Consider the following 22845-nt stretch of genomic DNA (forward strand, 5'->3'; position numbering starts at 1 on the left):
CTTTCGCCATACGTACCGGTCCCGGAGCCCACCGGTTCCGCGCTCCTGACTCCGGACTCCTGGCTCCGGACTCCATTGTGCGGGTGCCCACTGACAACGAGGTCCACGGGCGACCGGACCGCCGGTTCCCTCGCCCGCCCGCGGCGACCCCACCCACGGCAACGGGGGCGGCACCGGCCGGACCCCGACCCGCACCGCCCCCGCGCACAGGAGCCTCAGCCGCGCCGACCGCGACCCCGGCGGCCCCGCTCGTCGTCGTGATCCGGCTCGTCGTACGACCCCAGCAGCTCGTCCGCGAGCGACGGCAGGTCGTCGAGCGGGGTCTCCTCGGCCCAGTCGGGCCGGGGACGCCGGCGCGGGGCCGGGCCGTCGGCGTCGACCTGCGGCAGCTCACGGGTGCTGCCCTCGGAGCCGTCGGGGTTCGCGCCCGCCCGCTCGTCCCGGAAGAACCCGGGGGGCATCCGGTCCGCCGGGGCATCGGCGGGAGCGGCGGCATCGTCGCGCACGGAAGGCAGTACGGCGGTCTCGTCGGCCGCGCCGGACCGCACCGACGGCAGTACGGCCGTCTCGTCGGCCGCGCCCACCGAAGGCAGCACAGTCGTCTCGTCCGCCGCGCCCGGCGTCACCGGTGGCAGCACAGCCGTCTCGTCCGCCGCCCCCGCTGGCTGCGCCGGCGGCTGCGGCAGCTCCGCCGTCACCTCGGCGTCGGACTCCCGGGCCGCGGGCTCCCGCTCGTCGCGCACCGGGCGCAGCACCTTCGTCTCGTCGTCCCGGGCCGCCGGCTTCACCACCGGCGTCGGCATGGTCGTCGCCTCGGGGGTGACGCCGGGCGCCGTCGGCTGCCGGGTGGCGGACTGCCGGGCGGCCACGTCGGCCGCTGCCGCCGCCTCCGCCGCGGCGCGCCGCGCCTGCTCGGCCTTGATCAGGGCCTCCTCGGCCTTGCGCTGCTTCTCCAGGCGCAGTTCCTCGGCCTCGGCACGCAGCCGGGCCTCTTCCTCGGCCTGCCTGCGGCGCTGTTCCTCCTCGGCCTTGCGGCGGGCCTCGGCCTCCGCGCGGGCCTTCTCCTCGGCGAGCAGCCGGGCCTGCTCCTCCTCGGCCCGCCTGCGCGCCTCCTCGGCCCGCAGCCGGGCCTCCTCCGCCTGCCGTTCGGCCTCGCGGCGCTGCGCCTCCTCCAGCTCGCGGCGCTTGCGCTCCTCCTCCTCGGCGCGCAGCTTGGCGAGCTGCTCCTGGCGCTCGCGCTCCAGGCGCTCCTCCTCGGCCTTGCGCGCGGCCTCTTCCTCGGCCTTGCGGCGGGCCTCCTCCTCGGCCTTCTTGCGCGCCTCCTCGGCGGCCTTGACCTCGGCCTCGGACAGCGGTAGCACGGTGTCGAGCCGGGCCCGGACGACGGTGGTGACGGCCTCGGGCTCCTGGCCGGCGTCGACCACCAGGTAGCGGCCGGGGTCGGAGGCGGCCAGGGTCAGGAAACCGGCCCGCACGCGCGCGTGGAACTCGGCGGGCTCCGACTCCAGCCGGTCGGGCGCCTCGGTGAACCGCTCGCGGGCGGTCCCCGGCTCCACGTCCAGCAGGACGGTCAGGTGCGGGACGAGCCCGGCGGTCGCCCAGCGGTTGATGCGGGCGACCTCGGTCGGGGACAGGTCGCGGCCCGCGCCCTGGTAGGCGACCGAGGAGTCGATGTACCGGTCGGAGATGACGATCGCGCCGCGCTCCAGGGCGGGCCGGACGACGGTGTCGACGTGCTCCGCGCGGTCGGCGGCGTACAGCAGCGCCTCCGCGCGGTGCGACAGACCGGCGGACGAGACGTCGAGGAGGATCGAGCGCAGCCGCTTGCCGACCGGGGTGGCGCCCGGCTCGCGGGTGAGGACGACCTCGTGGCCCTTGGCGCGGATCCACTCGGCGAGGGCCTCGGCCTGGGTGGACTTGCCGGCGCCGTCGCCGCCCTCCAGGGCGATGAAGAAACCGTTGGCCGTGGGTGCCTGCACCGGGTCGTCGCCGCCGAGCAGCGCGTCCCGCAGGTCGTGGCGGAGCGGTACGCCCGCGCGGTCGTCGACCTTGGCGAGGACCAGCGCGGCCACCGGCAGCAGCAGCGCGCCGACCAGCATCAGCGTGAAGGCGGCTCCGCCGTGCTCGAACACGAACTTGCCGTTCTCCAGCCGGTGCGGTCCGATCAGCGCGGCCACCAGGGGGGCGATCAGCGCGCCGAGCGCCATGGCGACCCGGACCACCGCGTGCAGGTGCTCGGTGGTCCGCGTCCGGCGGGAGTCCTCGGTCTCCTGGTCGAGCAGGGTGTGCCCGGTGTTGGCGGCCACGCCCGCGCCGATGCCGGCCAGCGTCACGATCAGCAGCACGGAGGTGACGTCCGGGACCAGCCCCGCGGCCAGCAGCGCGATGCCGGTGAAGGCGATCGCGAGCGACAGCAGCCGGCGGCGCGAGAGCGTCGGCAGCAGTGAAGGTGCCGTGCGGATGCCGACGGCGACCCCGCCGGTCAGCCCGAGCACCAGCAGGCCGTACAGCACCGGGCCGCCGTGCAGTTCCCTGGCGTGCAGGACGGCGACGGCGACGGCCGCGGAGATCGCACCGGCGACCGCGGCGCAGGCCAGCACCAGGAGCGGGATGGCGCCGGTGCGGCCCGTGTCGGTGCCGGCGGCGGTCTTGGGGCGGCGCAGGCCCTCCAGCGGCGACCGCGCGCGCGGGGTGCGGGTGCCGGGCACCTCCAGGTAGACCAGCACCGAGAGGGAGGCGGCGAACAGGCCGGCCGCCACGTACGACCCGAGGGCCGCCTGGTGCTGGGCGAACCAGGCGATGCCCGTGCCCAGCAGGTTGTTGACCAGCGACGCGACGACCAGGGTCGCGGCCGCCAGCGGGACCGCCAGGAACGTCGTGCGCAGCGACAGGCGGCGCAGGGCGTCCAGGTGGTCGGGCAGCGGTCGTACCGTCGCGCCCTCCGGGGGCGGGGCGGGCAGCAGCGCGGGGGCCGCGCTCTCCCGGCAGACGGTCCAGAAGCGCTCGGCGACTCCGGTGACGAAGGCCGTCACCAGCACGAGCATCAGGGCGTTCGCCGGCGTCCAGTCGATCCACAGGGGCGCGATGATCAGCAGGACGGTGCGCAGGCCGTCGGCGCCGACCATGGTCCAGCGGCGGTCGAGCGGGCCGTCCTGCCCGGTCAGCGTGGTGAGCGGGCCCAGCAGGACCGCGCCGAAGAGCAGGGTGGCGAGAATCCGCACCCCGAAGACGACCGCCACCGCGAGCGCCGCACCGCGGTAGCCGCCGCCGAAGGAACCCTGGGCGACGGCTGCCTGAAGCGTGAGCACGACAAGCACCAGCAACGCCAGGCTGTCACCGATCCCGCTCACGAGCTGGGCGCTCCACAAGCGCCTCAGTTCGGGTCGGCGCAGCAGAGAGCGGACGGCGCGCTCGCGGGAATCCGCTACCAGCGCGTCGTCCGGGTCTGTCTGGGGGGCCGTTGGCTGATCGGCTCGCGTCATGCTTTCAGCCTATCGGCAGCCGCCGACAGCCTGCGGCGACCGTCCACGGGTACACACGCCCCGACACCAAGTTGATGCCGGGGCGTGCACATTGCGAAGCCGATGTGAGGGCCGGAAGGCGCCTCAGTCCTCCGCGGTCGCCGTCCGGGAGGCCGTCGCCTTCTTGGCCGCCGTCTTCGCAGCCGTCGCCGTCGTCTTCTTCGCGGCGGTCTTCTTGGCCGCCGCCTTCTTCGCCGGCGCGGCCTTCTTGGCGGCCGCGGTCTTCTTCGCGGGCGCCTTCTTCGCCGTCTTCTTGGCGGGCGCCTTGGCCCGCTTCTCGGCGAGCAGCTCGTAGCCGCGCTCCGGGGTGATCGTCTCGACGCTGTCGCCGGAGCGCAGGGTCGCGTTGGTCTCCCCGTCGGTGACGTACGGCCCGAAGCGGCCGTCCTTCACCACGACCGGCTTCTCGCTGACCGGGTCGGTGCCCAGCTCCTTCAGCGGCGGCTTGGCGGCCGCCCGGCCGCGCTGCTTGGGCTGGGAGTAGATCTGGAGCGCCTCTTCGAGGGTGATCGTGAAGAGCTGGTCCTCGGAGGTGAGCGAGCGCGAGTCCGTGCCCTTCTTCAGGTACGGCCCGTAGCGCCCGTTCTGCGCGGTGATCTCCTGGCCCTCGGCGTCGGCGCCGACGACCCGCGGCAGCGACATCAGCTTGAGCGCGTCCGCCAGCGTGACCGTGTCCAGGGACATGGACTTGAAGAGCGAGGCGGTGCGCGGCTTGACCGCGTTCTTGCCGGTCTTCGGGGTGCCCTCGGGGAGCACCTCGGTGACGTAGGGGCCGTAGCGGCCGTCGCGGGCGATGATCTGGTGGCCGGTCTCCGGGTCGGCGCCCAGCTCGAAGTCGCCGCTCGGCTTGGCGAGCAGCTCCTCCGCGAGCTCGACGGACAGCTCGTCGGGGGCCAGGTCCTCGGGGACGTCCGCCCGCTGGTGGCCCTCGGAGTCCTTCTCGCCGCGCTCGATGTAGGGGCCGTAGCGGCCGACCCGCAGCACGATGTCGTTGCCCACCGGGAACGAGGACACCTCGCGCGCGTCGATCGCGCCCAGGTCGGTCACGAGTTCCTTGAGGCCGCCGAGGTGGTCCCCGTCGCCGTTGCCGGCGTCGGCGGCGCCGCCCGTGGTCGTGCCCTCGCCGCCCTCGCCGAAGTAGAAGCGCTTCAGCCACGGCACGGCCTGCGCCTGCCCGGCGGCGATGCGGTCGAGGTCGTCCTCCATCCGGGCGGTGAAGTCGTAGTCGACCAGCCGGCCGAAGTGCTTCTCCAGGAGGTTGACCACGGCGAAGCTCAGGAAGGAGGGCACCAGGGCCGTCCCCTTCTTGAACACATAACCCCGGTCGAGGATCGTGCCGATGATCGACGCGTACGTCGAGGGGCGGCCGATCTCGCGCTCTTCGAGCTCCTTGACCAGCGAGGCCTCGGTGTAGCGGGCCGGGGGCTTGGTGGCGTGCCCGTCGACCGTGATCTCCTCGGCGGACAGCGGGTCGCCCTCGGCGACCTGGGGCAGCCGGCGCTCGCGGTCGTCCAGCTCGGCGTTCGGGTCGTCGGCACCCTCGACGTAGGCCTTGAGGAAGCCGTGGAAGGTGATCGTCTTGCCGGAGGCGCTGAACTCGACGTCCCGGCCGTCGGCGGCGGTGCCACCGATCTTGACCGTCACGCTGTTGCCGGTCGCGTCCTTCATCTGGGAGGCGACGGTCCGCTTCCAGATCAGCTCGTAGAGCTTGAACTGGTCGCCGGTGAGACCGGTCTCGGCGGGCGTGCGGAAACGATCACCCGAGGGGCGGATCGCCTCGTGCGCCTCCTGCGCGTTCTTGACCTTGGCGGCGTACGTCCGCGGGGCCGAGGGCAGGTAGTCGGCGCCGTACAGCTGCGTGACCTGGGCGCGGGCGGCCGCGATCGCGGTGTCGCTCAGCGTCGTGGAGTCGGTACGCATGTACGTGATGTAGCCGTTCTCGTACAGCTTCTGGGCCACCTGCATGGTGGCCTTCGCGCCGAAGCCGAGCTTGCGCGAGGCCTCCTGCTGGAGGGTCGTCGTACGGAACGGGGCGTACGGCGAGCGGCGGTACGGCTTGGACTCGACCGAGCGGACCGAGAACCGGGTGTTCTCCAGGGCCGCGGCGAGCGCGCGGGCGTTCGCCTCGTCGAGGTGGAGGGTGTTCGCGGTCTTGAGCTGCCCGAGCGAGTCGAAGTCACGGCCCTGGGCGACGCGCCTGCCGTCGACGGCCTGGAGGCGGGCGACCAGGGACGACGGGTCGCTCGGGTCACCTGCCCGGCCGGTCCCGAAGGTGCCCGTCAGGTCCCAGTACTCGGCGGAACGGAACGCGATGCGCTCGCGTTCCCGCTCCACCACGAGCCGGGTCGCCACGGACTGGACTCGGCCGGCCGACAGGCGCGGCATGACCTTCTTCCACAGGACCGGCGAGACCTCGTAGCCGTAGAGGCGGTCGAGGATGCGGCGGGTCTCCTGGGCGTCGACGAGCTTCTGGTTGAGCTGGCGCGGGTTGGCGACGGCGGCCTGGATCGCGGACTTGGTGATCTCGTGGAAGACCATCCGCTTGACCGGGACCTTGGGCTTGAGCACCTCCTGGAGGTGCCAGGCGATGGCCTCGCCCTCGCGGTCCTCATCGGTGGCGAGGTAGAGCTCGTCGGAGTCCTTCAGCAGGTCCTTGAGCTTCTTGACCTGGGCCCGCTTGTCGGCGTTGACCACATAGATCGGTTCGAAGTCGTGCTCGACGTCGACGCCGAGGCGGCGGACCTCGCCGGTGTACTTCTCGGGCACCTCCGCGGCGCCGTTGGGAAGGTCACGGATGTGCCCGACGCTCGCTTCGACGACGTATCCGGGGCCCAGATAGCCCTTGATCGTCTTCGCCTTGGCAGGCGACTCGACGATGACGAGTCGGCGGCCGCCCTGTGCGGTCTCGCTGGTCGGGGACAACTTCGCTCTTCTCTCCGGTCGACGCTGTGGCCTCCCCAGGCCTTGCTCCCGGGGTCGTGGCACGGGCAGGGGCGCCCGCTCACTTGGTGACGCTGCGGAGTGTGACGGTACATCCCGCCCCCGTGTCAAACGGGAAAAGCTCACAACGGCCACTCGAACGGTAACCCGACTACCGCCATTCCTGCCGCCCGGAGTCCCCGGTCGCCTTCCCGGTCCTACCCGGAGCGTGATGCTCCGATTACCGGAAGGATCTCCTCAGAGGCGGGTCAGGCAGTACGCACCGAGGCCCAGCGAGACCACCGCGGCGAGGCTCGCGAGGGTCGCGGATGCGACCTGGCTCACACCCTGGGCGACGGGTTCGCCACGCCGGAGCCGGGTGCCGGTCCACACCAGCAGTGCGCCCCCGAACAGGGCGAACACCACCCCCGCGAAGATCGCCGGTCCGCTCTCCATGGCCCGCGCGCCCCTTCCCTGCCGCCTGCGACTGCCCAGCGCCCGGAGACTGGCACGGACGGGCGGCCGCAGGAAGGCCGACGGGCGAAATCCAGGTGAACGGGCAGCCGTCACTTTCTCGAACATCCGATCGACGGACTAGCGGCGGACCGGCCATGGACCACGGGGCGAACGTTCCGGCCAGATTTTTCCGGCCTTTTGTTCTTCTGGTGTGTCCCACGGGTCCTTCTCCCTGCCTGTCCTACGAGCCCTTCGCCCTGCGTGCCCTGCCCTGCCCCGCGGGCCCGTCTCCCGGCGCGTCCTGCGGGCCTTGCGGTCCGTCAGACCGCCGGCTCCAGGAACCCCTGCTCCACCAGCAGCCGGATCTGCGCGGGCGTGCGGTCGCGCAGCAACACCGGGTCCTCTCCCATCAGTTGCGCGATGGCGTCGAGAATCCGCCCCGCGCTCAGCGTGCCGTCGCACACCCCTGCGAACCCGGCGCCGACCGTGTCCACCTTGGTCGCGCGGCGCATTCCGCGGTGCTGGCGCAGCACCACGTGCTCCGGGTCCTCGGCGCCGGGCAGCCCGACCTGCTCCTGGACCACCTCGACGGCGAGCCTGAAGTGGCCTTCGAGGAGATCCGCGTCGTCGTGGTCACGGAGGTAGTCGAGGCGGTCGAAGTGCGCGCGGATCGTCTCGCCGAGCGGTTGTTCGATCGGATGCGGCCACTCCTCCACGGTGACCGAAGGCACGGCGGCGGCCGTCTTCCGCAGCGTGATCCAGCCGAATCCCACCCCCTTCACCTTGCGCGCCTCGAACTCGTCGAGCCACGCGTCGTACCGCGCCTGGTACTCCGCCGAGTCCCCACGGTGGTCACCGGAGTCCCTGAGCCACAACTCGGCGTACTGGTTGACGTCCTGCACCTCGCGCTGCACGATCCACGCGTCGCAGCCGCGCGGCACCCATGACCTGATCCTGTCCTGCCAGTCCTCCCCCGCGACGTGCTGCCAGTTGGCGAGGAACTGCGCGAACCCGCCCTCGTTCAGCCGGTCCCCGGCCTGTTGAACGAGCGAGCGGCACAGATCGTCCCCGCCCATCCCGCCGTCCCGGTACGTCAGCCGGGCGCCCGGCGAGATCACGAACGGCGGGTTGGACACGATCAGGTCGAACGTCTCCCCGTCCCTGACCGGCTCGAACAGCGAGCCCTCGCGCAGTTCGGCGGCCGGCGCGCCGGAGAGCGCCAGCGTGAGCGCCGTGATGTGCAGCGCACGCGGGTTGAGATCGGTGGCCGTCACGCGCGTGGCGTGCTGGGCGGCGTGCAGCGCCTGGATCCCGGAGCCGGTGCCGAGGTCGAGGGCGGCGGCGACGGGCGTACGGACGGTGATGCCGGCGAGGGTCGTGGACGCGCCGCCGACCCCGAGGACGACCCCCTCGTGCCGCTGCCCGATGCCACCGGCGCCGCCGACGGCGCATCCGAGGTCGGACACGATGAACCAGTCCTCGCCGTCGGGCCCGCCGTACGGCCGTACGTCCACGGTGGCCGCGAACTCGTCGCCGCCCACGCGGGTCAGCCAGCCGCTGTCCAGGAGGTCGTCGAGGGGCAGCACGCCGGCCACGCGCGCGTGCGGCACGGGCTGCTGGAGCAGGAACAGCCGGACGAGCGTCTCCAGGGGCGTGTCCCCGCGGGTCGCCCGCAGCGCGGGCACCGTCTCGCTGCGGGCCAGCGCCGCGTACGCGGGGGCGCCGAGCAGGTCGAGCAGCCCGTCGGCGGTGAAGGAGGCGCCCAGCAGGGCGGTGCGCAGCCGGGCGGCGACGTCGGGGCGGTCGGAGGCGGGCAGGGGGGCGAGGCCGGAGTCAGTCACGCCCTCCATTGTGGCCCGCGCTCCCGCCCGACCGCGGGCTCAGCACACGATCTCGGACCGCCGGAATCCGCGCGACGGACCCAGCACACAGGCTCGGTACACGGACCCAGCACACGGGCTCGGTACGCGGACTCGGTACACGGGCACACGGACCGGCCCCGGCCCCCGCCCCGAGGCCCAGCCCCTGTGTCAGCCCGCGGTCGAGGCGGATGCCGACGACGAAGCCGACGACGACGCAGGCGTGGACGCCGGAGCCGACGCGGGAGCCGATGCCGACGCGGAGACCTTCTTGCAGCTGGCCTGTTCGGCGATCGCGTCCTTGACCTCGCCCTGCTCCAGGGCGTTCAGCGCCGCGGTGCCGCTCTTGCTCTGCGCCTCCAGTTGCGTCGTCTGGGAGGCGACGTCCTGCAGGCCCGAGGCGAACTTCGCCTGGTTCTTGGTGTCGAGCGCGTCGACCTTCTTCTTCAGGTCGGCGTAGGAGGCGGAGAGGCTGTTGAGGGTCGTGACGACGTTCTGCTGGCGCTTGGCGCCGTCGTCGACACCGGGGGGCGCTCCGGCGCTGCTGATGGCCGCGGCGAGCGCCTTGTAGCCGTCGGACATGTCCTGGAAGGCCTTGGAGTCGGTCTTCTGGATGGTCGCGGCCGAACTCGTGGTGTCGGAGGCCGTCGTGGAGATCGCCTCGTTCGCCGCCTTGATCTTCGCGTCCTGCGCCGGCACCGCGTCGCACACGGTCTTGGCCCAGGCGATCAGCTTCGGGTCGGTGCCCTTGTTGCCGCCGCACCCGGACAGCGCCAGTACCAGTACCGCACCGCCGGACAGGGCGGCCGCGAGCTTCTTGTTCACCGGATCGGTCCCTTCCATGCTCTCGGCCCCCGGAATCTACACGGCGGACGGACAGCACCCTCATGGAAGCACCCATTAAGTACGCTTTTGGGAAGATTTACTCCAAGAGAGAGAAGGCTCACGACGAGACGACGCGCACATCCCCGCGCCCGAGCACACTCCGGCACGCTCCGGCAGGCGGCAGGCGGCGAGCGCCCCGGCATACGAAACGGGCGGACGGCGTGTCAGCACACGCCATCCGCCCGCTCGTTGACCAGTCCCCCTCTCAAGGGCCCCGGTGGGCGTCGTAAGACCGCCTACGAAACCACCGCGGGGTCGGCCGACTTGGCCACGCGTTCGGCAGTGTCCTCGTCGTCGCCGACGGCGATACCGCGCCGCTTGGAGACGTACACCGCGCCGACGATCACGGCCAGCGCGACGACCGCGACCAGGATCCGGACGCCGATGCTCTTGTCATGGCCGTAGGAGAACTTGATCACCGCGGGTGCGATGAGCAGGGAGACCAGGTTCATGACCTTGAGCAGCGGGTTGATCGCGGGTCCCGCGGTGTCCTTGAAGGGGTCGCCGACCGTGTCGCCGATGACCGTGGCGGCGTGGGCCTCGCTGCCCTTGCCGCCGTGGTGGCCGTCCTCGACCAGCTTCTTGGCGTTGTCCCAGGCGCCACCGGAGTTGGCCAGGAACACCGCCATCAGGGTGCCCGCGCCGATCGCGCCCGCGAGGTAGGAGCCGAGCGCTCCGACGCCGAGCGTGAACCCGATGAAGATGGGCGCCATCACGGCGAGCAGTCCCGGCGTGGCCAGCTCGCGCAGGGCGTCCTTGGTGCAGATGTCGACGACCTTGCCGTACTCGGGCGTCTCCGTGTAGTCCATGATCCCCGGGTGCTCGCGGAACTGCCGCCGCACCTCGAAGACCACCGAACCCGCCGACCGCGACACGGCGTTGATGGCGAGTCCGGAGAAGAGGAAGACGACCGCCGCGCCGGCGATGAGGCCGACCAGGTTGTTGGGCTGCGAGATGTCCATGGACAGCGTCAACGGGGCGCCCGCACCGGTGAGTTTCGCGCCCACGTCCTGCACGTTCGTGGTGATCGCGTCCCGGTACGACCCGAAGAGCGCCGACGCCGCGAGGACGGCGGTGGCGATGGCGATGCCCTTGGTGATGGCCTTGGTGGTGTTGCCGACGGCGTCCAGGTTGGTGAGCACCTGCGCGCCCGCGCCCTGGACGTCCCCGGACATCTCGGCGATGCCCTGGGCGTTGTCGGAGACCGGCCCGAAGGTGTCCATGGCGACGATGACGCCGACCGTGGTGAGCAGGCCGGTGCCGGCCAGCGCCACCGCGAACAGCGCGAGCATGATCGACGTACCGCCGAGCAGGAACGCGCCGTAGACGGCGAGGCCGATCAGGAGAGCGGTGTAGACGGCCGATTCCAGGCCGATCGAGATACCGGCGAGGATCACGGTGGCCGGGCCGGTCAGCGAGGTCTTGCCGATGTCCATGACCGGACGCCGGTTGGTCTCGGTGAAGTAGCCGGTCAGCTGCTGGATGACGGCCGCGAGCAGGATGCCGATGGCGACCGCGACGAGCGCGAGGATCCGCGGGTCGCCGTCCTTGGCCCGGATGGCCGCGTCGGAGATGCCGTGCAGGTCCGCGTACTTCCCGGGCAGGTAGACGAAGACCGCGATCGCGACCAGCACGAGCGAGATCACCGCGGAGATGAAGAAGCCGCGGTTGATGGCGCTCATGCCGCTGCGGTCGCTGCGGCGCGGGGCGACCGCGAAGATGCCGATCATCGCGGTGAGCACGCCGATGGCCGGTACCAGGAGCGGGAAGGCGAGACCGGAGTCGCCGAAGGCCGCCTTGCCGAGGATCAGCGCGGCGACCAGGGTCACGGCGTACGACTCGAAGAGGTCGGCCGCCATGCCCGCGCAGTCGCCGACGTTGTCGCCCACGTTGTCGGCGATGGTCGCGGCATTGCGCGGGTCGTCCTCCGGAATGCCCTGTTCGACCTTGCCGACCAGGTCGGCGCCGACGTCGGCGGCCTTGGTGAAGATGCCGCCGCCGACACGCATGAACATGGCGATGAGGGCGGCACCGAGACCGAAGCCTTCGAGCACCTTCGGCGCGTCGGCCGCGTACACCAGCACCACACAGGAGGCGCCGAGCAGGCCGAGCCCCACCGTGAACATGCCGACGACGCCGCCCGTGCGGAAAGCGATCTTCATGGCTTTGTGCGAGACGGAGGTGAGATCCTTTTCCGGTTCGCCGGCCGCCGGAGTGGCTTCCCGGGCGGCCGCGGCGACGCGCACATTGCTGCGTACGGCGAGCCACATGCCGATATAACCGGTGGTCGCCGAGAAGACCGCGCCGATCAAGAAGAAGATCGACCGGCCGGCGCGCTGATTCCAGTCGTCCGCGGGCAGCAGTAGGAGCAGGAAGAACACCACGACGGCGAATACGCCGAGGGTGCGCAACTGCCGGCCCAGATAGGCGTTCGCGCCTTCCTGGACCGCCGCCGCGATCTTCTTCATGCTGTCGGTGCCCTCGCCCGCCGCGAGTACCTGGCGCACCAGGATCCAGGCGACCACCAGCGCGGCCAGCGCCACGGCGGCGATGACCGCCACCAGGACCCGGTTGTCGTCGGTCAGGACTGCGGCTGCGAAGGTTGTGGTGTGGCCCAACTGATGAGGGGTAGAAAGCCCCGCCATTCGTCCTCCTTGACGCTTGGACTGAGCTCAAGATGTGGACGGATTGTAGGTACCCGCGAGTGATCTAAACAGGGGACGGTAAACGGAATTGGCCTTCTCGTGCTCTTCAGCAAATGATCGAGGTCACGCCGGGGAACCCGAAAGTGGTAACGCCCTAAAAGCATTGACGATCACCAATGGCCCATTCGGCGCTTGATCCAATTATCGGGCGATCCGCCAGGGCATTGATCGTGAATACTTTCACGAATTCGGCGACCGGATGACATCCGCCGGAAAATAACAAGAAGGGCCCTGCTCAGCAGGGCCCTTCTCATGATCGGGTGACTCTCAGGCGAGCGCGACTCCGGGCGGGGTCGTCGGCCAGGTCATGCGGATCAGCCCGCCGTTCTCCCCGGCGGTGACCTCCACGTCGTCGACGAGGCCGCTGATGACCGCGAGGCCCATCTCGTCCTCCTCGGCCTCCACGTCCGCGTCCGCCGAGCCACCGGATGCCCGGTCACCGGGAACGGAACGGGGCGCCTCGTCGCCGACCTCGATGGAGAACTGTTTCTCCTCCTCGATCAGTGCCACCCGGACCGGCTCGGCGATGCCGGAGGCCTGGTGCAGACCCACGGCACGGGAACAGGCCTCACCGACGGCCAGCCGGACCTCGTCCAGGACGGCCTCGTCCACTCCGGCCCTGCGAGCCACCGCTGCCGCCACCAGTCGGGCGGTGCGGACGTGCTCGGGCAGCGCGCTGAAGCGGAGTTCAACGGTGGCCATACGTCCCCCTCGGAACTACGGGCTTGCGGTAGGGGACCGGGCCGCCGAAGAACCCGGACCCCCGATGAATTGCGTCCGCCGCGGGCACTGCGGTCCGTGAGCGGCTGCCGGCACGGGCACGCGGGCCCGAGACGGGCGGGGGTGGCACAGGCGTCCGTACGGCGCGACAAGCCCGTGCCGAGGGCCGGCCGGACGGCACGGACCGACGAGCGGTCCGGGCCACGTCGGCCGGCCCGGGGTCAGTCGGTGGCCGCCACCGCTTCCTCGACCGAGGTGTGGATCGGGAACACCTTGGTGAGGCCGGTGATACGGAAGATCTTCAGAATGCGCTCCTGGTTGCAGACCAGGCGCAGCGAACCCTCATGGGCACGCACCCGCTTCAGGCCGCCGACCAGTACGCCGAGCCCGGTGGAGTCGAGGAAGTCCACGCCCTCCATGTCGACGACGAGGTGGAAATTCCCGTCGTTCACCAGCTCGACCAGCTGCTCGCGCAGCTTGGGCGCGGTATATACGTCGATTTCGCCACCGACCTCGACGACCGTACGATCGCCGACTGTACGGGTCGACAGGGACAGGTCCACGGATCCTCCAGCACCTTGCTATCGAGCGGTCGCCCCTTGGGACTCGACTGCGGCCCCCGGGACGGTTCGCCAGCCGCGATGGCATTCAATCACTTACCGGCAGGCGTGCACGACGCCTTGGCCCCATTGTCCGTCACGCCAGTGACACACTCGGTCCCGATGGCCATAAATCACCGATCCGATCGACCGCCGGTTTCGGCCGTGTCCGGGTTCTCTCCGGGCACGGTCCTGGACCGGCTCGCCTCCGGGCCGAGCCGGGCTTCGCGCATCACTCATACGGAGCACTTGCCCCCGCGTGCGGGTCGGCATGCAGTCTGGCCTGACCGGATTCGTTCGGAGGTCGTCGCGGCCGTACAGGAGTGCGGCATCGACCATCCCTGGGAGCACCAGGCGCTGGCCGCCGAGCACGCCCTGGACGGCGACTCGGTGGTGGTCGCCACCGGCACCGCCTCCGGCAAGTCGCTGGCCTACCTCGTGCCGGTCCTGTCCACCCTCCTGGACGGCTCCGAGGCCGCCAACGGCCGCGGCGCCACCGCCCTCTACCTGGCGCCCACCAAGGCACTGGCGGCGGACCAGTGCCGTTCCGTGAAAGAACTTTCACAACCTCTGGGCAACGCCGTACGCCCCGCGGTGTACGACGGCGACACCCCGTACGAGGAACGCGAGTGGATCCGCCAGTACGCCAACTACGTGCTCACCAACCCGGACATGCTGCACCGCGGGATCCTGCCCGGGCATGCCCGCTGGTCCTCCTTCCTGAAGTCGCTGAAGTACGTCGTCGTCGACGAGTGCCACACCTACCGGGGCGTCTTCGGCTCGCACGTCGCCCAGGTGCTGCGCCGGCTGCGCCGCCTGTGCGCCCGCTACGGCGCCTCCCCGGTCTTCCTGCTGGCCTCCGCCACTGCCGCCGAGCCGGCCGTGGCCGCCGGGCGGCTCACCGGCCTGCCGGTCGTGGAGATCGCCGACGACGCCTCCCCGCGCGGCGAGCTGGTCTTCGCCCTCTGGGAACCGCCGCTGACCGAGCTGCACGGCGAGAAGGGCGCCCCCGTCCGCCGTACCGCCACCGCCGAGACCGCCGACCTGCTGACCGACCTCGCCGTGCAGGGCGTGCGCTCGGTCGCCTTCGTGCGCTCCAGACGCGGCGCGGAACTGATCGCCGTCATCGCGCAGGAGCGGCTGGCCGAGGTGGACCGTTCCCTCGCCCGGCGTGTCGCGGCCTATCGCGGCGGCTACCTCCCCGAGGAGCGGCGCGCCCTGGAACGCGCGCTGCACTCCGGGGAGCTCCTCGGACTTGCCGCCACAACGGCCCTGGAGCTGGGCGTGGACGTCTCCGGGCTGGATGCCGTACTCATCGCCGGGTACCCCGGTACGAGGGCCTCTGTGTGGCAGCAGGCGGGCCGCGCCGGCCGTACCGGGCAGGGCGCCCTCGCCGTCCTGGTCGCCCGCGACGACCCGCTGGACACCTTCCTCGTCCATCATCCCGAGGCCCTGTTCGACCAACCGGTGGAATCCACCGTCCTCGACCCCGACAACCCGTACGTCCTCGCCCCGCACCTGTGCGCCGCCGCGGCCGAGATCCCCCTCACCGACGACGACCTCGACCTCTTCGGCCCCGCCTGCAAGGAACTGCTGCCGCAGCTGGAGGCCGCGAAGCTGCTGCGCCGCCGGACGAAGGCCTGGCACTGGACCCGGCGGGAGCGGGCCGCCGACCTGACCGACATCCGCGGCGAGGGCGGCCGCCCGGTGCAGGTCGTCGAGGTGGGCACGGGGCGGCTGCTCGGCACGGTGGACGCGAGCGCCGCCCATTCCACCGTCCACGAGGGCGCGGTCCACCTCCACCAGGGCCGCACCTACCTCGTGCGCTCCCTCGACCTGGAGGACTCGGTGGCCCTGGTCGAGCAGGCCGAGCCGCCGTACTCCACGGTCGCCCGCGACACCACGGCCATCTCCGTCCTGGAGACCGACACCGAGATCCCCTGGGGCGACGGCCGCCTCTGCTACGGCTCCGTCGAGGTCACCAACCAGGTGGTCTCCTTCCTGCGCCGCCGGCTCATCACCGGCGAGGTCCTGGGCGAGACGAAACTCGACCTCCCTCCTCGTACGCTGCGCACCCGCGCGGTGTGGTGGACCGTCACCGAGGACCAGCTCGACGAGGCCCGGATCAACCCGGAGATCCTCGGCGGCGCCCTGCACGCCGCCGAACACGCCTCCATCGGCCTGCTCCCGCTCTTCGCGACCTGCGACCGCTGGGACATCGGCGGCGTGTCGATCCCGCTGCACCCCGACACGCTCCTGCCGACGGTCTTCGTCTACGACGGCCACCCCGGCGGCGCGGGCTTCGCGGAACGCGCCTTCCACACGGCCCGCACCTGGCTGACGGCCACCCGGGAGGCGATCGCCGCGTGCGAGTGCGACGCCGGGTGCCCGTCCTGCATCCAGTCCCCCAAGTGCGGCAACGGGAACGAGCCGTTGCACAAGCGGGGGGCGGTGCGACTGCTCACGGTGCTGTTGAGGGGGGCGCCGGGGTAGGTGGTTGGGGCGCCGCGGGCCGGTGGGGGCTGGTCGCGCAGTTCCCCGCGCCCCTTCGGGGCGCGTTGCAGGAACCGCTCACCGGAAAGGTCGCCGGCCCGGCTCTGGCCCTGACCTCGGCCGCGAACGGCCCCTCTCCCGACGTCGCCGACACATCCGAGACGTCCCCGGCGATCACGCACCGCGTCAGCCGCGTGCCCTGCGCTCGCGCCACCCGGTCCGCCTGGGCGCAGGCTGCCGTAGTCCCTTCGGCCCAGTGGTCCGCCGCCGCGAGCGCGGCCAGGTCGGCACCACCGGCCGCACGATGCCGGACCACGACGGCTTGCCCGAGGCCGAGCACGACGCCGAACACGACGCACAGGACGGCGATCGCCCCCACGCTCCAGACAGTGGCTGAACCTTGATCACGCGCCCCGCTGCAACGCGTCCCAAAGGGGCGCGGGGCTGTGACATTTGCGGCTCCGCCGCGTGGGCGCGACCAGCCCCAACGCACCGGCAGCCGAAGGACCAGCCGCCGCCCCCTCACGGCCCCTCCGCCAAGGCGACCGCCGACTCCCGTACCTCGAACGGCAACGCGCCCAGCACCGGCGGCCTCGCGACCACCGTCACCCGCACCTCGTCGCCCTCCCGGCCGACCGTCACCGTCGCCCCGGCCGGCGCCGCCTCCTTCGTCACCGCGACCACCGCGTCCTCGGCGTCCTGCCGTGCGGCGGCCCGCGCCCCGGTACGGGCGGCGTCCACGCAGCGGATCTGGGCGGCCACCACGAGCAGCCCCCACACCAGCGCCATCGTGAACGCCACCAGCACCGGCAGCACCACGGCCGCCTCCGCGGTCACAAACCCCCGGTCCGCGCCGCGCCCCCGCTCACATCCGCGCACTGAGCGCTCGTTTCACGATGGCCTGGAGCTCCGCACTGACCTGCCCGCTCGTCACCACCGCGTAGAGGACCGCCGCGAACCCGACGGCGGCGATGATCCCCATCGCGTACTCGGACGTGACCATTCCCGCGTCCCGGCGCACCAGCTTCCACATCTTCCAGCACATCTCACGCATCTCGACTCCCTTGAACCAGCTCGAACTCGTTTGGAACTGACATCGGCCGCTGTCGGCGACCCCGCTATCGCGCCCGTCATCCACCACCCCCTCGCAGCACCCCGCCCGCGAGTCCGATCACCACGGGCAGCACGCCCACCGCGATGAACGCGGGCAGAAAGCACAGCCCCACCGGCGCCGAGACCAGCACGGCGGCCCGTCGCGCCCGCGCGGTCGCGCTCCTTGACCACTCGGCCCGGGCGTCCGAGGCGAGCCGGGCGACGGGCGCGGCCGCCGGCAGCCCGGACTCGTCCGCACGCTCCAGCAGCCGGGCCAGGGCGGCGGCACCCGGCAGTCCGGCCAACCGCCGCCAGGCCGCCGCCGGTTCGCCGCCCAGCCGTACCTCGGCGGCGCCCCGCGCCAGCCCTTCCCCGACAGGTCCGCCGAGAGCCTCGCCGACGGCCTGGGCGGCGACCACCGGACCGGCCCCGGCGGCGATGCAGGCCGCCAGGAGATCGGCGGCGAGCGGGAGTTGGCGTGCGGCTTCGGCGGCCTCCGCCTCGGCCGTCCGGTCTCCGTCGCCCGCCCGGCTCCGCCACCGCAACAGCCCCGCCGCGACGCCCAGCCCCAGCAGTGCCCCGACGATCCCGCCGACCAGCACCCAGCCGCCGCACACCACACCGGCGACCGGCAGCCACCTGCGGACGGCACCGCCGACGTCGGAGTGCCGCTCCGCCCGCTCCAGGCCGAGCAGTTCGGCCACCTTCCGCCGGGCCCAGCGCCTGCGCCTGGCCCGCTCCAGCCGCCATGCCGACCAGCCCAGGACCGCAAGGGCCGCGACCGTCACCCCCAGCCTGTGGACAACCTCGGCGCTCATGCCGCCTCAGCTCCCCGCACGATCCGGGCCGCCCACCACATCCCGGCGCCCTCGAACACCGCGCCGACGGCCAGGCAGCCCAGGCCGGCCCCGGTGTGCAGCAGCACCCGCAGCGGGTCGGCGCCCATGGCCGAGCCGAGCAGGAGGCCGAGGGCGGGCAGGGCGGCGAGCATCACCGCGGTGGCCCGGGCGCCCGACAACTGGGCGCGCAGGTCGGCACGCTGGTCCCGCTCCGCGCGCAGGGCGGCGTCCAGGCGGTCGAGGCCGGCCGCGAGCCCGGCGCCCTGGTCCACGGCCACCCGCCAGCAGGCCGCGAGCCCCGACAGGCCGTCAGCGCCCGGCTGCCGTGCCGCCACCGCCAGCGCGCCCGGCACGTCCCCGCCGAAGCGTGCCGCCGCGACCACCGCCGGCCGGGCCTCGCCGAGCCCGCCGGAGTCCCGCGCGGCCCGCAACAGCGCCTCGCCCGGCTGCCGTCCCGCGCGCACCTCGCCGGCGAGCGCCCCGCACAGCGCGATCACCGCGTCGGCGCGCGCCTGCCGGGTCCGCCGCGCCTGCCGGGCCAGCAGCACCCGGCGCAGCACCGGCACCCCGGCCGCCCCCGCGAGGACCGGAAGGACCGAGGCGGCGAGGAGCGCGAGCACGACACCGGCGGCCAGGGCCCACCACTCACCCCGCCAACGGCCGCGCAACCGGCGTAGTTCCCCGAGCGCCTGCTCCCAGGAGGGTGGTCCGGTGCCCACCACGCCACCACCGGCGAGCAGCAGCCGTGTCCGCCGTACCTGACGCTGCCGCTCGGCCAGGAGCCAGGCCATGACCCCGCCGCACACCACGGCCGCGCCGGCCGTCATCTCACCCATCACACGTGTCCCTTTCAACTCATTGATCACTGACGTCACTTCGGAAACTCACAGCTCACCGGCGTCACTCCGCAGCAGCTCCCGCGAGCAGCCCCCGCAGCCGCTCCCACCCCCGCTCCCGCGCGAACGCCTCCGTGTCCCAGCGCAGTGCGGGTACCGTCCGCACCAGCCCGGAGGGGTCCCGCTCCAGGACATGCACCTCGGCGATCCGCCGCCGGCCCGCGGGGTCCCGTACGAGGTGCAGCACCACCGACAACGCGGCCGCCAACTGGCTGTGCAGGGCGGCCCGGTCCAGCCCGGCCGCCATGCCGAGGGCCTCCAGGCGGGCCGGTACGTCCGCGGCCGCGTTGGCGTGCACGGTGCCGCAGCCGCCCTCGTGCCCGGTGTTGAGCGCGGCCAGCAGGTGGACCACCTCGGGCCCGCGGACCTCGCCGACGACGAGCCGGTCGGGCCGCATCCGCAGGGCCTGCCGGACCAGGTCCTCCAGGGTGACGAGGCCGGCGCCCTCCTGGTTGGCGGGTCTGGTCTCCAGCCGTACGACATGCGGGTGTTCGGGCCTGAGTTCCGCCGAGTCCTCGGCGAGCACGATGCGCTCCCCCGGTCCGGCCAGGCCGAGCAGGGCGCTGAGAAGGGTTGTCTTTCCTGTGCCGGTGCCGCCGCTGACGAGGAAGGAGAGCCGGGCGGCGACGAGTGCCCGCAGGATCCGGTCGCCGCCCGGGGGCACCGTCCCGGCCGCGACCAGTTCGCCGAGCGTGAACGCCCGGGGCCGGACCACCCGCAGGGACAGGCAGGTACAGCCGATCGCCACCGGGGGCAGGACGGCGTGCAGGCGGGTGCCGTCGGGCAGCCGGGCGTCCGCCCAGGGACGCGCGTCGTCCAGGCGCCGGCCGGCCACCGCGGCCAGCCGCTGCGCGAGGCGTCGTACCGCCGCCGCGTCCGGGAAGGCGATCCTGGTGAGTTCCAGGCCGCCGCCGCGGTCCACCCAGACCCGGTCCGGGGCGGTCACCAGGACGTCGGTGACGGCGGGGTCGGCAAGGAGGGGTTCCAGGGGGCCGCTGCCGACCAGTTCGGAGCGCAGTCGCTCGGCCGCGCCGAGGACTTCCGCGTCGCCGAGGACGCGGCCCTGGGCGCGCAGCGCCTGCGCCACCCGCGCGGGTGTCGGTTCGGCGCCGCTCTCGGCGAGCCAGCGCCGTACCCCGTCGAGCAGGGCGGGGCCGTCCGCGCCCGCGGTGCCGGGCCTCATGCGACACCACCGGCCTCGACCAGCGTGCGTTCCCAGAAGCCCTTGCAGAAGCGGGCCAGCGGTCCGCGTGCGACGGATCCCGGCGGTTTGCGGTGCGGACGGGACAGGCCGGGCTCGGTGGGTACCTCGCCGGCCAGCGGCAGGCCGAGCAGCCGGGCCACCTCGCGGTCGTCCAGTCCCGGCGCGTACGGCCCCCGTACCGCCACCCTGAGGTCGCGCACGACCATGCCGACGGTGGCCGCCACCCGTCCGGCCGCCGCGATCGCGCGGAGTTCGGCGGGGACCACCAGGACGGCGAGGTCGAGCTGGGTGAGGACCTCGGCGACCTCGTCGTCCAGGCGGCGCGGCAGGTCGACGACGACCGTGCCGCCGCGCCGCCGGGCGGCCGCGAGCACCGCGCGGACGGCGGGCGGCGGGATCGCCACGCAGTCGCCGCGGTCCCAGCTGAGGATCCGCAGCGAGTGCAGTTCGGGCAGTGACTCCTCCAGGGCGCCGCTGCCCAGCCGGCCGCGCGAGGCGGCGAAGGCGGGCCAGCGCAGGCCCTCGGCCGTCTCGCCGCCGAGGAGTACGTCGATTCCGCCGCCCAGCGGATCCGCGTCCACCAGCAGGGTGCGCAGTCCCTCCCGCGCGGAGGTGACGGCGAGCGCGCAGGCCAGTGTGGAGGCACCAGCCCCGCCCCGGCCGCCGATGACGCCGACGGTGAGGGCCGGGCGGCCCACGCCCTCCACGACATCGGCGATCCGGTCCACGAGCCACTGCTCGCCGTCGGGCAGCATGAGGACGTGGTCCGCGCCGATCTCCACGGCCCGTTTCCACACGTCGGGGTCGTCCTGGTCGAGGCCGACCAGCACCACTCCGCGCCGACGCGCGGCCCCGCGCACCCGCCGCGCGGCGTCGTCGCCGACCAGGACGAGCGGGGCGGACTCCCAGCCGCCGCCGCGTTCCGGCGGACGGTGATGGACCTCCGGTTTGGCCCCGGCCGCCGCGCACAGGCGCAACAGGTCGTCGAGGAGTTCGGCGTCCTCGGTGACGATCATCGGGCGTCCGGGCCGTCCCGAGGCGGCGGACGGCGGGTCCTGGGTGACAGTTCCGGCCACGTGAGATTCCCCCTTGGCTGCGTTCTCGCGCCTGGCCCCTGCGGCCACGCGATTCCCAAACGTGCGGAGAACCGGCAAGCGGGCCTCCATATGCACGGCCGGCAGAAACCGGCCATTGGCGCTCGACAAACGGAACCGGCCATGAACTCGCCGCCGCCGGAGCGCGCTGGAATCACGGTGCAACGAACCCGGAAATCGTGTGGATCTTGGTCGAAAACTGTGGACAACTCGATGGTTGTGAATATCGCTGCCACCCGCACCGGTGAGACCCGTGGCGGATCCGGTGCGGCTTCCACAGCGCAGCGTCTCGACTACCCAGCGTGACGGATCATGGGCATGCGAAAAGGGCGGCCGAGGCCGCCCGATCAAGGCCTCACGGCCTGCGAGAGAGGGGAAAAACCCGTCCGGACATGCGACGACCCCCACCGGGGGGGAGAGTGGGGGTCGTCTCCACGGCCGACTCGGGGGGGGAGGAGCCGGACCGGGTTAGCACGGTCGCGAACGATCCGTGACTTCCATGGTGTACCCGAGAGACCTCTCAGGCAAACCCACGCGCCCCACCTTACGCCGAATGGTGGGCGCCTATGCTCGGGGTCGTGGAAAACCACTCCCTGCCCCGCACAGCGGCCTTCTTTGACCTGGACAAGACGGTCATTGCGAAGTCGAGCACGCTCACCTTCAGCAAGTCGTTCTACCAAGGCGGTCTGATCAACCGCAGGGCGGCGCTGCGCAACGCGTACTCCCAGTTCGTGTTCCTGGTCGGTGGTATGGACCATGACCAGATGGAGCGCACGCGCGCGTACCTGTCCGGCCTCGTCCGTGGCTGGAATGTCCAGCAGGTCAAGGAGATCGTCGCCGAGACCCTGCACGACCTGATCGACCCGATCATCTACGACGAGGCCGCCTCCCTCATCGAGGAGCACCACCGGGCCGGCCGGGACGTCGTCATCGTCTCCACCTCGGGCGCCGAGGTGGTCGAACCGATCGGCGAACTCCTGGGCGCCGACCGGGTGGTGGCCACCCGCATGGTCGTCGGCGACGACGGCTGCTACACCGGCGAGGTGGAGTACTACGCGTACGGCCCGACCAAGGCCGACGCCGTCCGGGAGCTGGCCGCCTCCGAGGGGTACGACCTGGACCGCAGCTACGCCTACAGCGACTCGGCGACCGACGTGCCGATGCTCAGCACCGTCGGGCATCCGCACGCCGTGAACCCGGATCGCGCACTGCGCCGCGAGGCCCTCGCCCACGGCTGGCCGATCCTGGAATTCCACCGTCCGGTACGGCTCAAGCAGCGGATCTCCGCACCCCCGCGCCCGGCCCTGGTCGCCGCGGCGGCCATAGGAGCGGCCGCCGCCACCGCGGGCCTGGTCTGGTACGCGACCCGGCGCCGGAGCACGCTCGCCTGAACCGACGCCCCTTTGGTGCGCCTTTGAACCTAAAAGTAAAGAACTGTAGGCAGGACTTCCGCTTGCTCCAGGCTTGCAGTACAAAGGGGTTAGCGGCCCGCGAGACCAAAGGACATCCGAGAGGATCACCTTTAAAACGCATTTGGCCCCACGGACCGAGCATGGACACTGG

At 72.4% G+C, this 22845-nt stretch carries 17 protein-coding genes; 2 read left to right on the forward strand and 15 right to left on the reverse strand.

Annotation, left to right across the window (positions count from 1 at the left end):
* Positions 1 to 215: 215 nt before the first annotated feature.
* The 8 genes from tmk to bldG all read right to left on the reverse strand — a co-directional run bounded on the left by tmk (position 216) and on the right by bldG (position 13628).
* Positions 216 to 3482, reverse strand: a complete 3267-nt coding sequence (gene tmk / locus ACWGKQ_RS32390) for a dTMP kinase (RefSeq protein ID WP_453295562.1) — start codon at positions 3480 to 3482, stop codon at positions 216 to 218.
* A 123-nt stretch (positions 3483 to 3605) separates the two neighbouring features.
* The gene (gene topA, locus ACWGKQ_RS32395) at positions 3606 to 6443 is read right to left on the reverse strand and encodes a type I DNA topoisomerase (protein WP_453295563.1); all 2838 of its coding nucleotides are present in this window, start codon (positions 6441 to 6443) and stop codon (positions 3606 to 3608) included.
* A 255-nt stretch (positions 6444 to 6698) separates the two neighbouring features.
* Positions 6699 to 6896 carry a hypothetical protein gene (locus ACWGKQ_RS32400; RefSeq protein ID WP_453295564.1) on the reverse strand — a complete coding sequence of 66 codons (198 nt, stop codon included), beginning with the start codon at positions 6894 to 6896 and terminating at the stop codon, positions 6699 to 6701.
* 320 nt (positions 6897 to 7216) lie between these two features.
* Positions 7217 to 8746 (reverse strand): DUF7059 domain-containing protein, encoded by a 1530-nt coding sequence (locus ACWGKQ_RS32405; RefSeq protein ID WP_453295565.1) that lies wholly within the window; start codon positions 8744 to 8746, stop codon positions 7217 to 7219.
* Positions 8747 to 8926: 180 nt separating this feature from the next.
* Complete coding sequence (locus ACWGKQ_RS32410) at positions 8927 to 9598, reverse strand: small secreted protein (protein WP_453295566.1); 672 nt, start codon at positions 9596 to 9598, stop codon at positions 8927 to 8929.
* A 278-nt stretch (positions 9599 to 9876) separates the two neighbouring features.
* A complete protein-coding gene (locus tag ACWGKQ_RS32415) occupies positions 9877 to 12285 on the reverse strand; it encodes a sodium-translocating pyrophosphatase (RefSeq protein ID WP_453295567.1) in 2409 nt (802 codons plus the stop codon).
* A gap of 327 nt (positions 12286 to 12612) precedes the next feature.
* Positions 12613 to 13047, reverse strand: coding sequence for an ATP-binding protein (locus ACWGKQ_RS32420; protein WP_453295568.1), 435 nt, complete (start codon positions 13045 to 13047; stop codon positions 12613 to 12615).
* Between the two features lie 239 nt (positions 13048 to 13286).
* Positions 13287 to 13628: an anti-sigma factor antagonist BldG gene (gene bldG, locus ACWGKQ_RS32425; RefSeq protein ID WP_010986038.1), complete on the reverse strand. Its 342-nt coding sequence runs from the start codon at positions 13626 to 13628 to the stop codon at positions 13287 to 13289.
* A gap of 78 nt (positions 13629 to 13706) precedes the next feature.
* On the opposite strand from bldG, the gene ACWGKQ_RS32430 reads away from it, so the two are divergent.
* A complete protein-coding gene (locus ACWGKQ_RS32430; protein ID WP_453295569.1) occupies positions 13707 to 16157 on the forward strand; it encodes a DEAD/DEAH box helicase in 2451 nt (816 codons plus the stop codon).
* On the opposite strand, the gene ACWGKQ_RS32435 is transcribed toward ACWGKQ_RS32430, so the two are convergent.
* From ACWGKQ_RS32435 to ssd, 7 genes are all read right to left on the reverse strand, one after another.
* A complete protein-coding gene (locus tag ACWGKQ_RS32435; RefSeq protein WP_453295570.1) occupies positions 16126 to 16536 on the reverse strand; it encodes an Rv3654c family TadE-like protein in 411 nt (136 codons plus the stop codon). The two genes, ACWGKQ_RS32430 and ACWGKQ_RS32435, sit on opposite strands and share 32 nt — an antisense overlap.
* Positions 16537 to 16679: 143 nt before the next feature.
* Positions 16680 to 16994, reverse strand: coding sequence for a TadE family type IV pilus minor pilin (locus tag ACWGKQ_RS32440; RefSeq protein WP_453295571.1), 315 nt, complete (start codon positions 16992 to 16994; stop codon positions 16680 to 16682).
* Between the two features lie 28 nt (positions 16995 to 17022).
* Entirely contained in the window at positions 17023 to 17211 is a 189-nt protein-coding gene (locus tag ACWGKQ_RS32445) for a DUF4244 domain-containing protein (RefSeq protein WP_361286157.1), read from the reverse strand.
* A gap of 76 nt (positions 17212 to 17287) precedes the next feature.
* A complete protein-coding gene (locus ACWGKQ_RS32450; RefSeq protein ID WP_453295572.1) occupies positions 17288 to 18067 on the reverse strand; it encodes a type II secretion system F family protein in 780 nt (259 codons plus the stop codon).
* Complete coding sequence (locus ACWGKQ_RS32455) at positions 18064 to 18915, reverse strand: type II secretion system F family protein (RefSeq protein ID WP_453295588.1); 852 nt, start codon at positions 18913 to 18915, stop codon at positions 18064 to 18066. Before ACWGKQ_RS32455 ends, ACWGKQ_RS32450 begins: the two co-directional genes overlap by 4 nt.
* Before the next feature lie 73 nt (positions 18916 to 18988).
* Positions 18989 to 20167, reverse strand: a complete 1179-nt coding sequence (locus ACWGKQ_RS32460; RefSeq protein ID WP_453295573.1) for a TadA family conjugal transfer-associated ATPase — start codon at positions 20165 to 20167, stop codon at positions 18989 to 18991.
* Entirely contained in the window at positions 20164 to 21264 is a 1101-nt protein-coding gene (ssd, locus tag ACWGKQ_RS32465) for a septum site-determining protein Ssd (RefSeq protein WP_453295574.1), read from the reverse strand. Before ssd ends, ACWGKQ_RS32460 begins: the two co-directional genes overlap by 4 nt.
* A 584-nt stretch (positions 21265 to 21848) precedes the next feature.
* On the opposite strand from ssd, the gene ACWGKQ_RS32470 reads away from it, so the two are divergent.
* Positions 21849 to 22673, forward strand: a complete 825-nt coding sequence (locus tag ACWGKQ_RS32470) for an HAD family hydrolase (protein WP_453295575.1) — start codon at positions 21849 to 21851, stop codon at positions 22671 to 22673.
* The last annotated feature ends 172 nt before the right edge of the window (positions 22674 to 22845 follow it).

This window comes from Streptomyces sp. NPDC054770 (genome assembly GCF_053611985.1).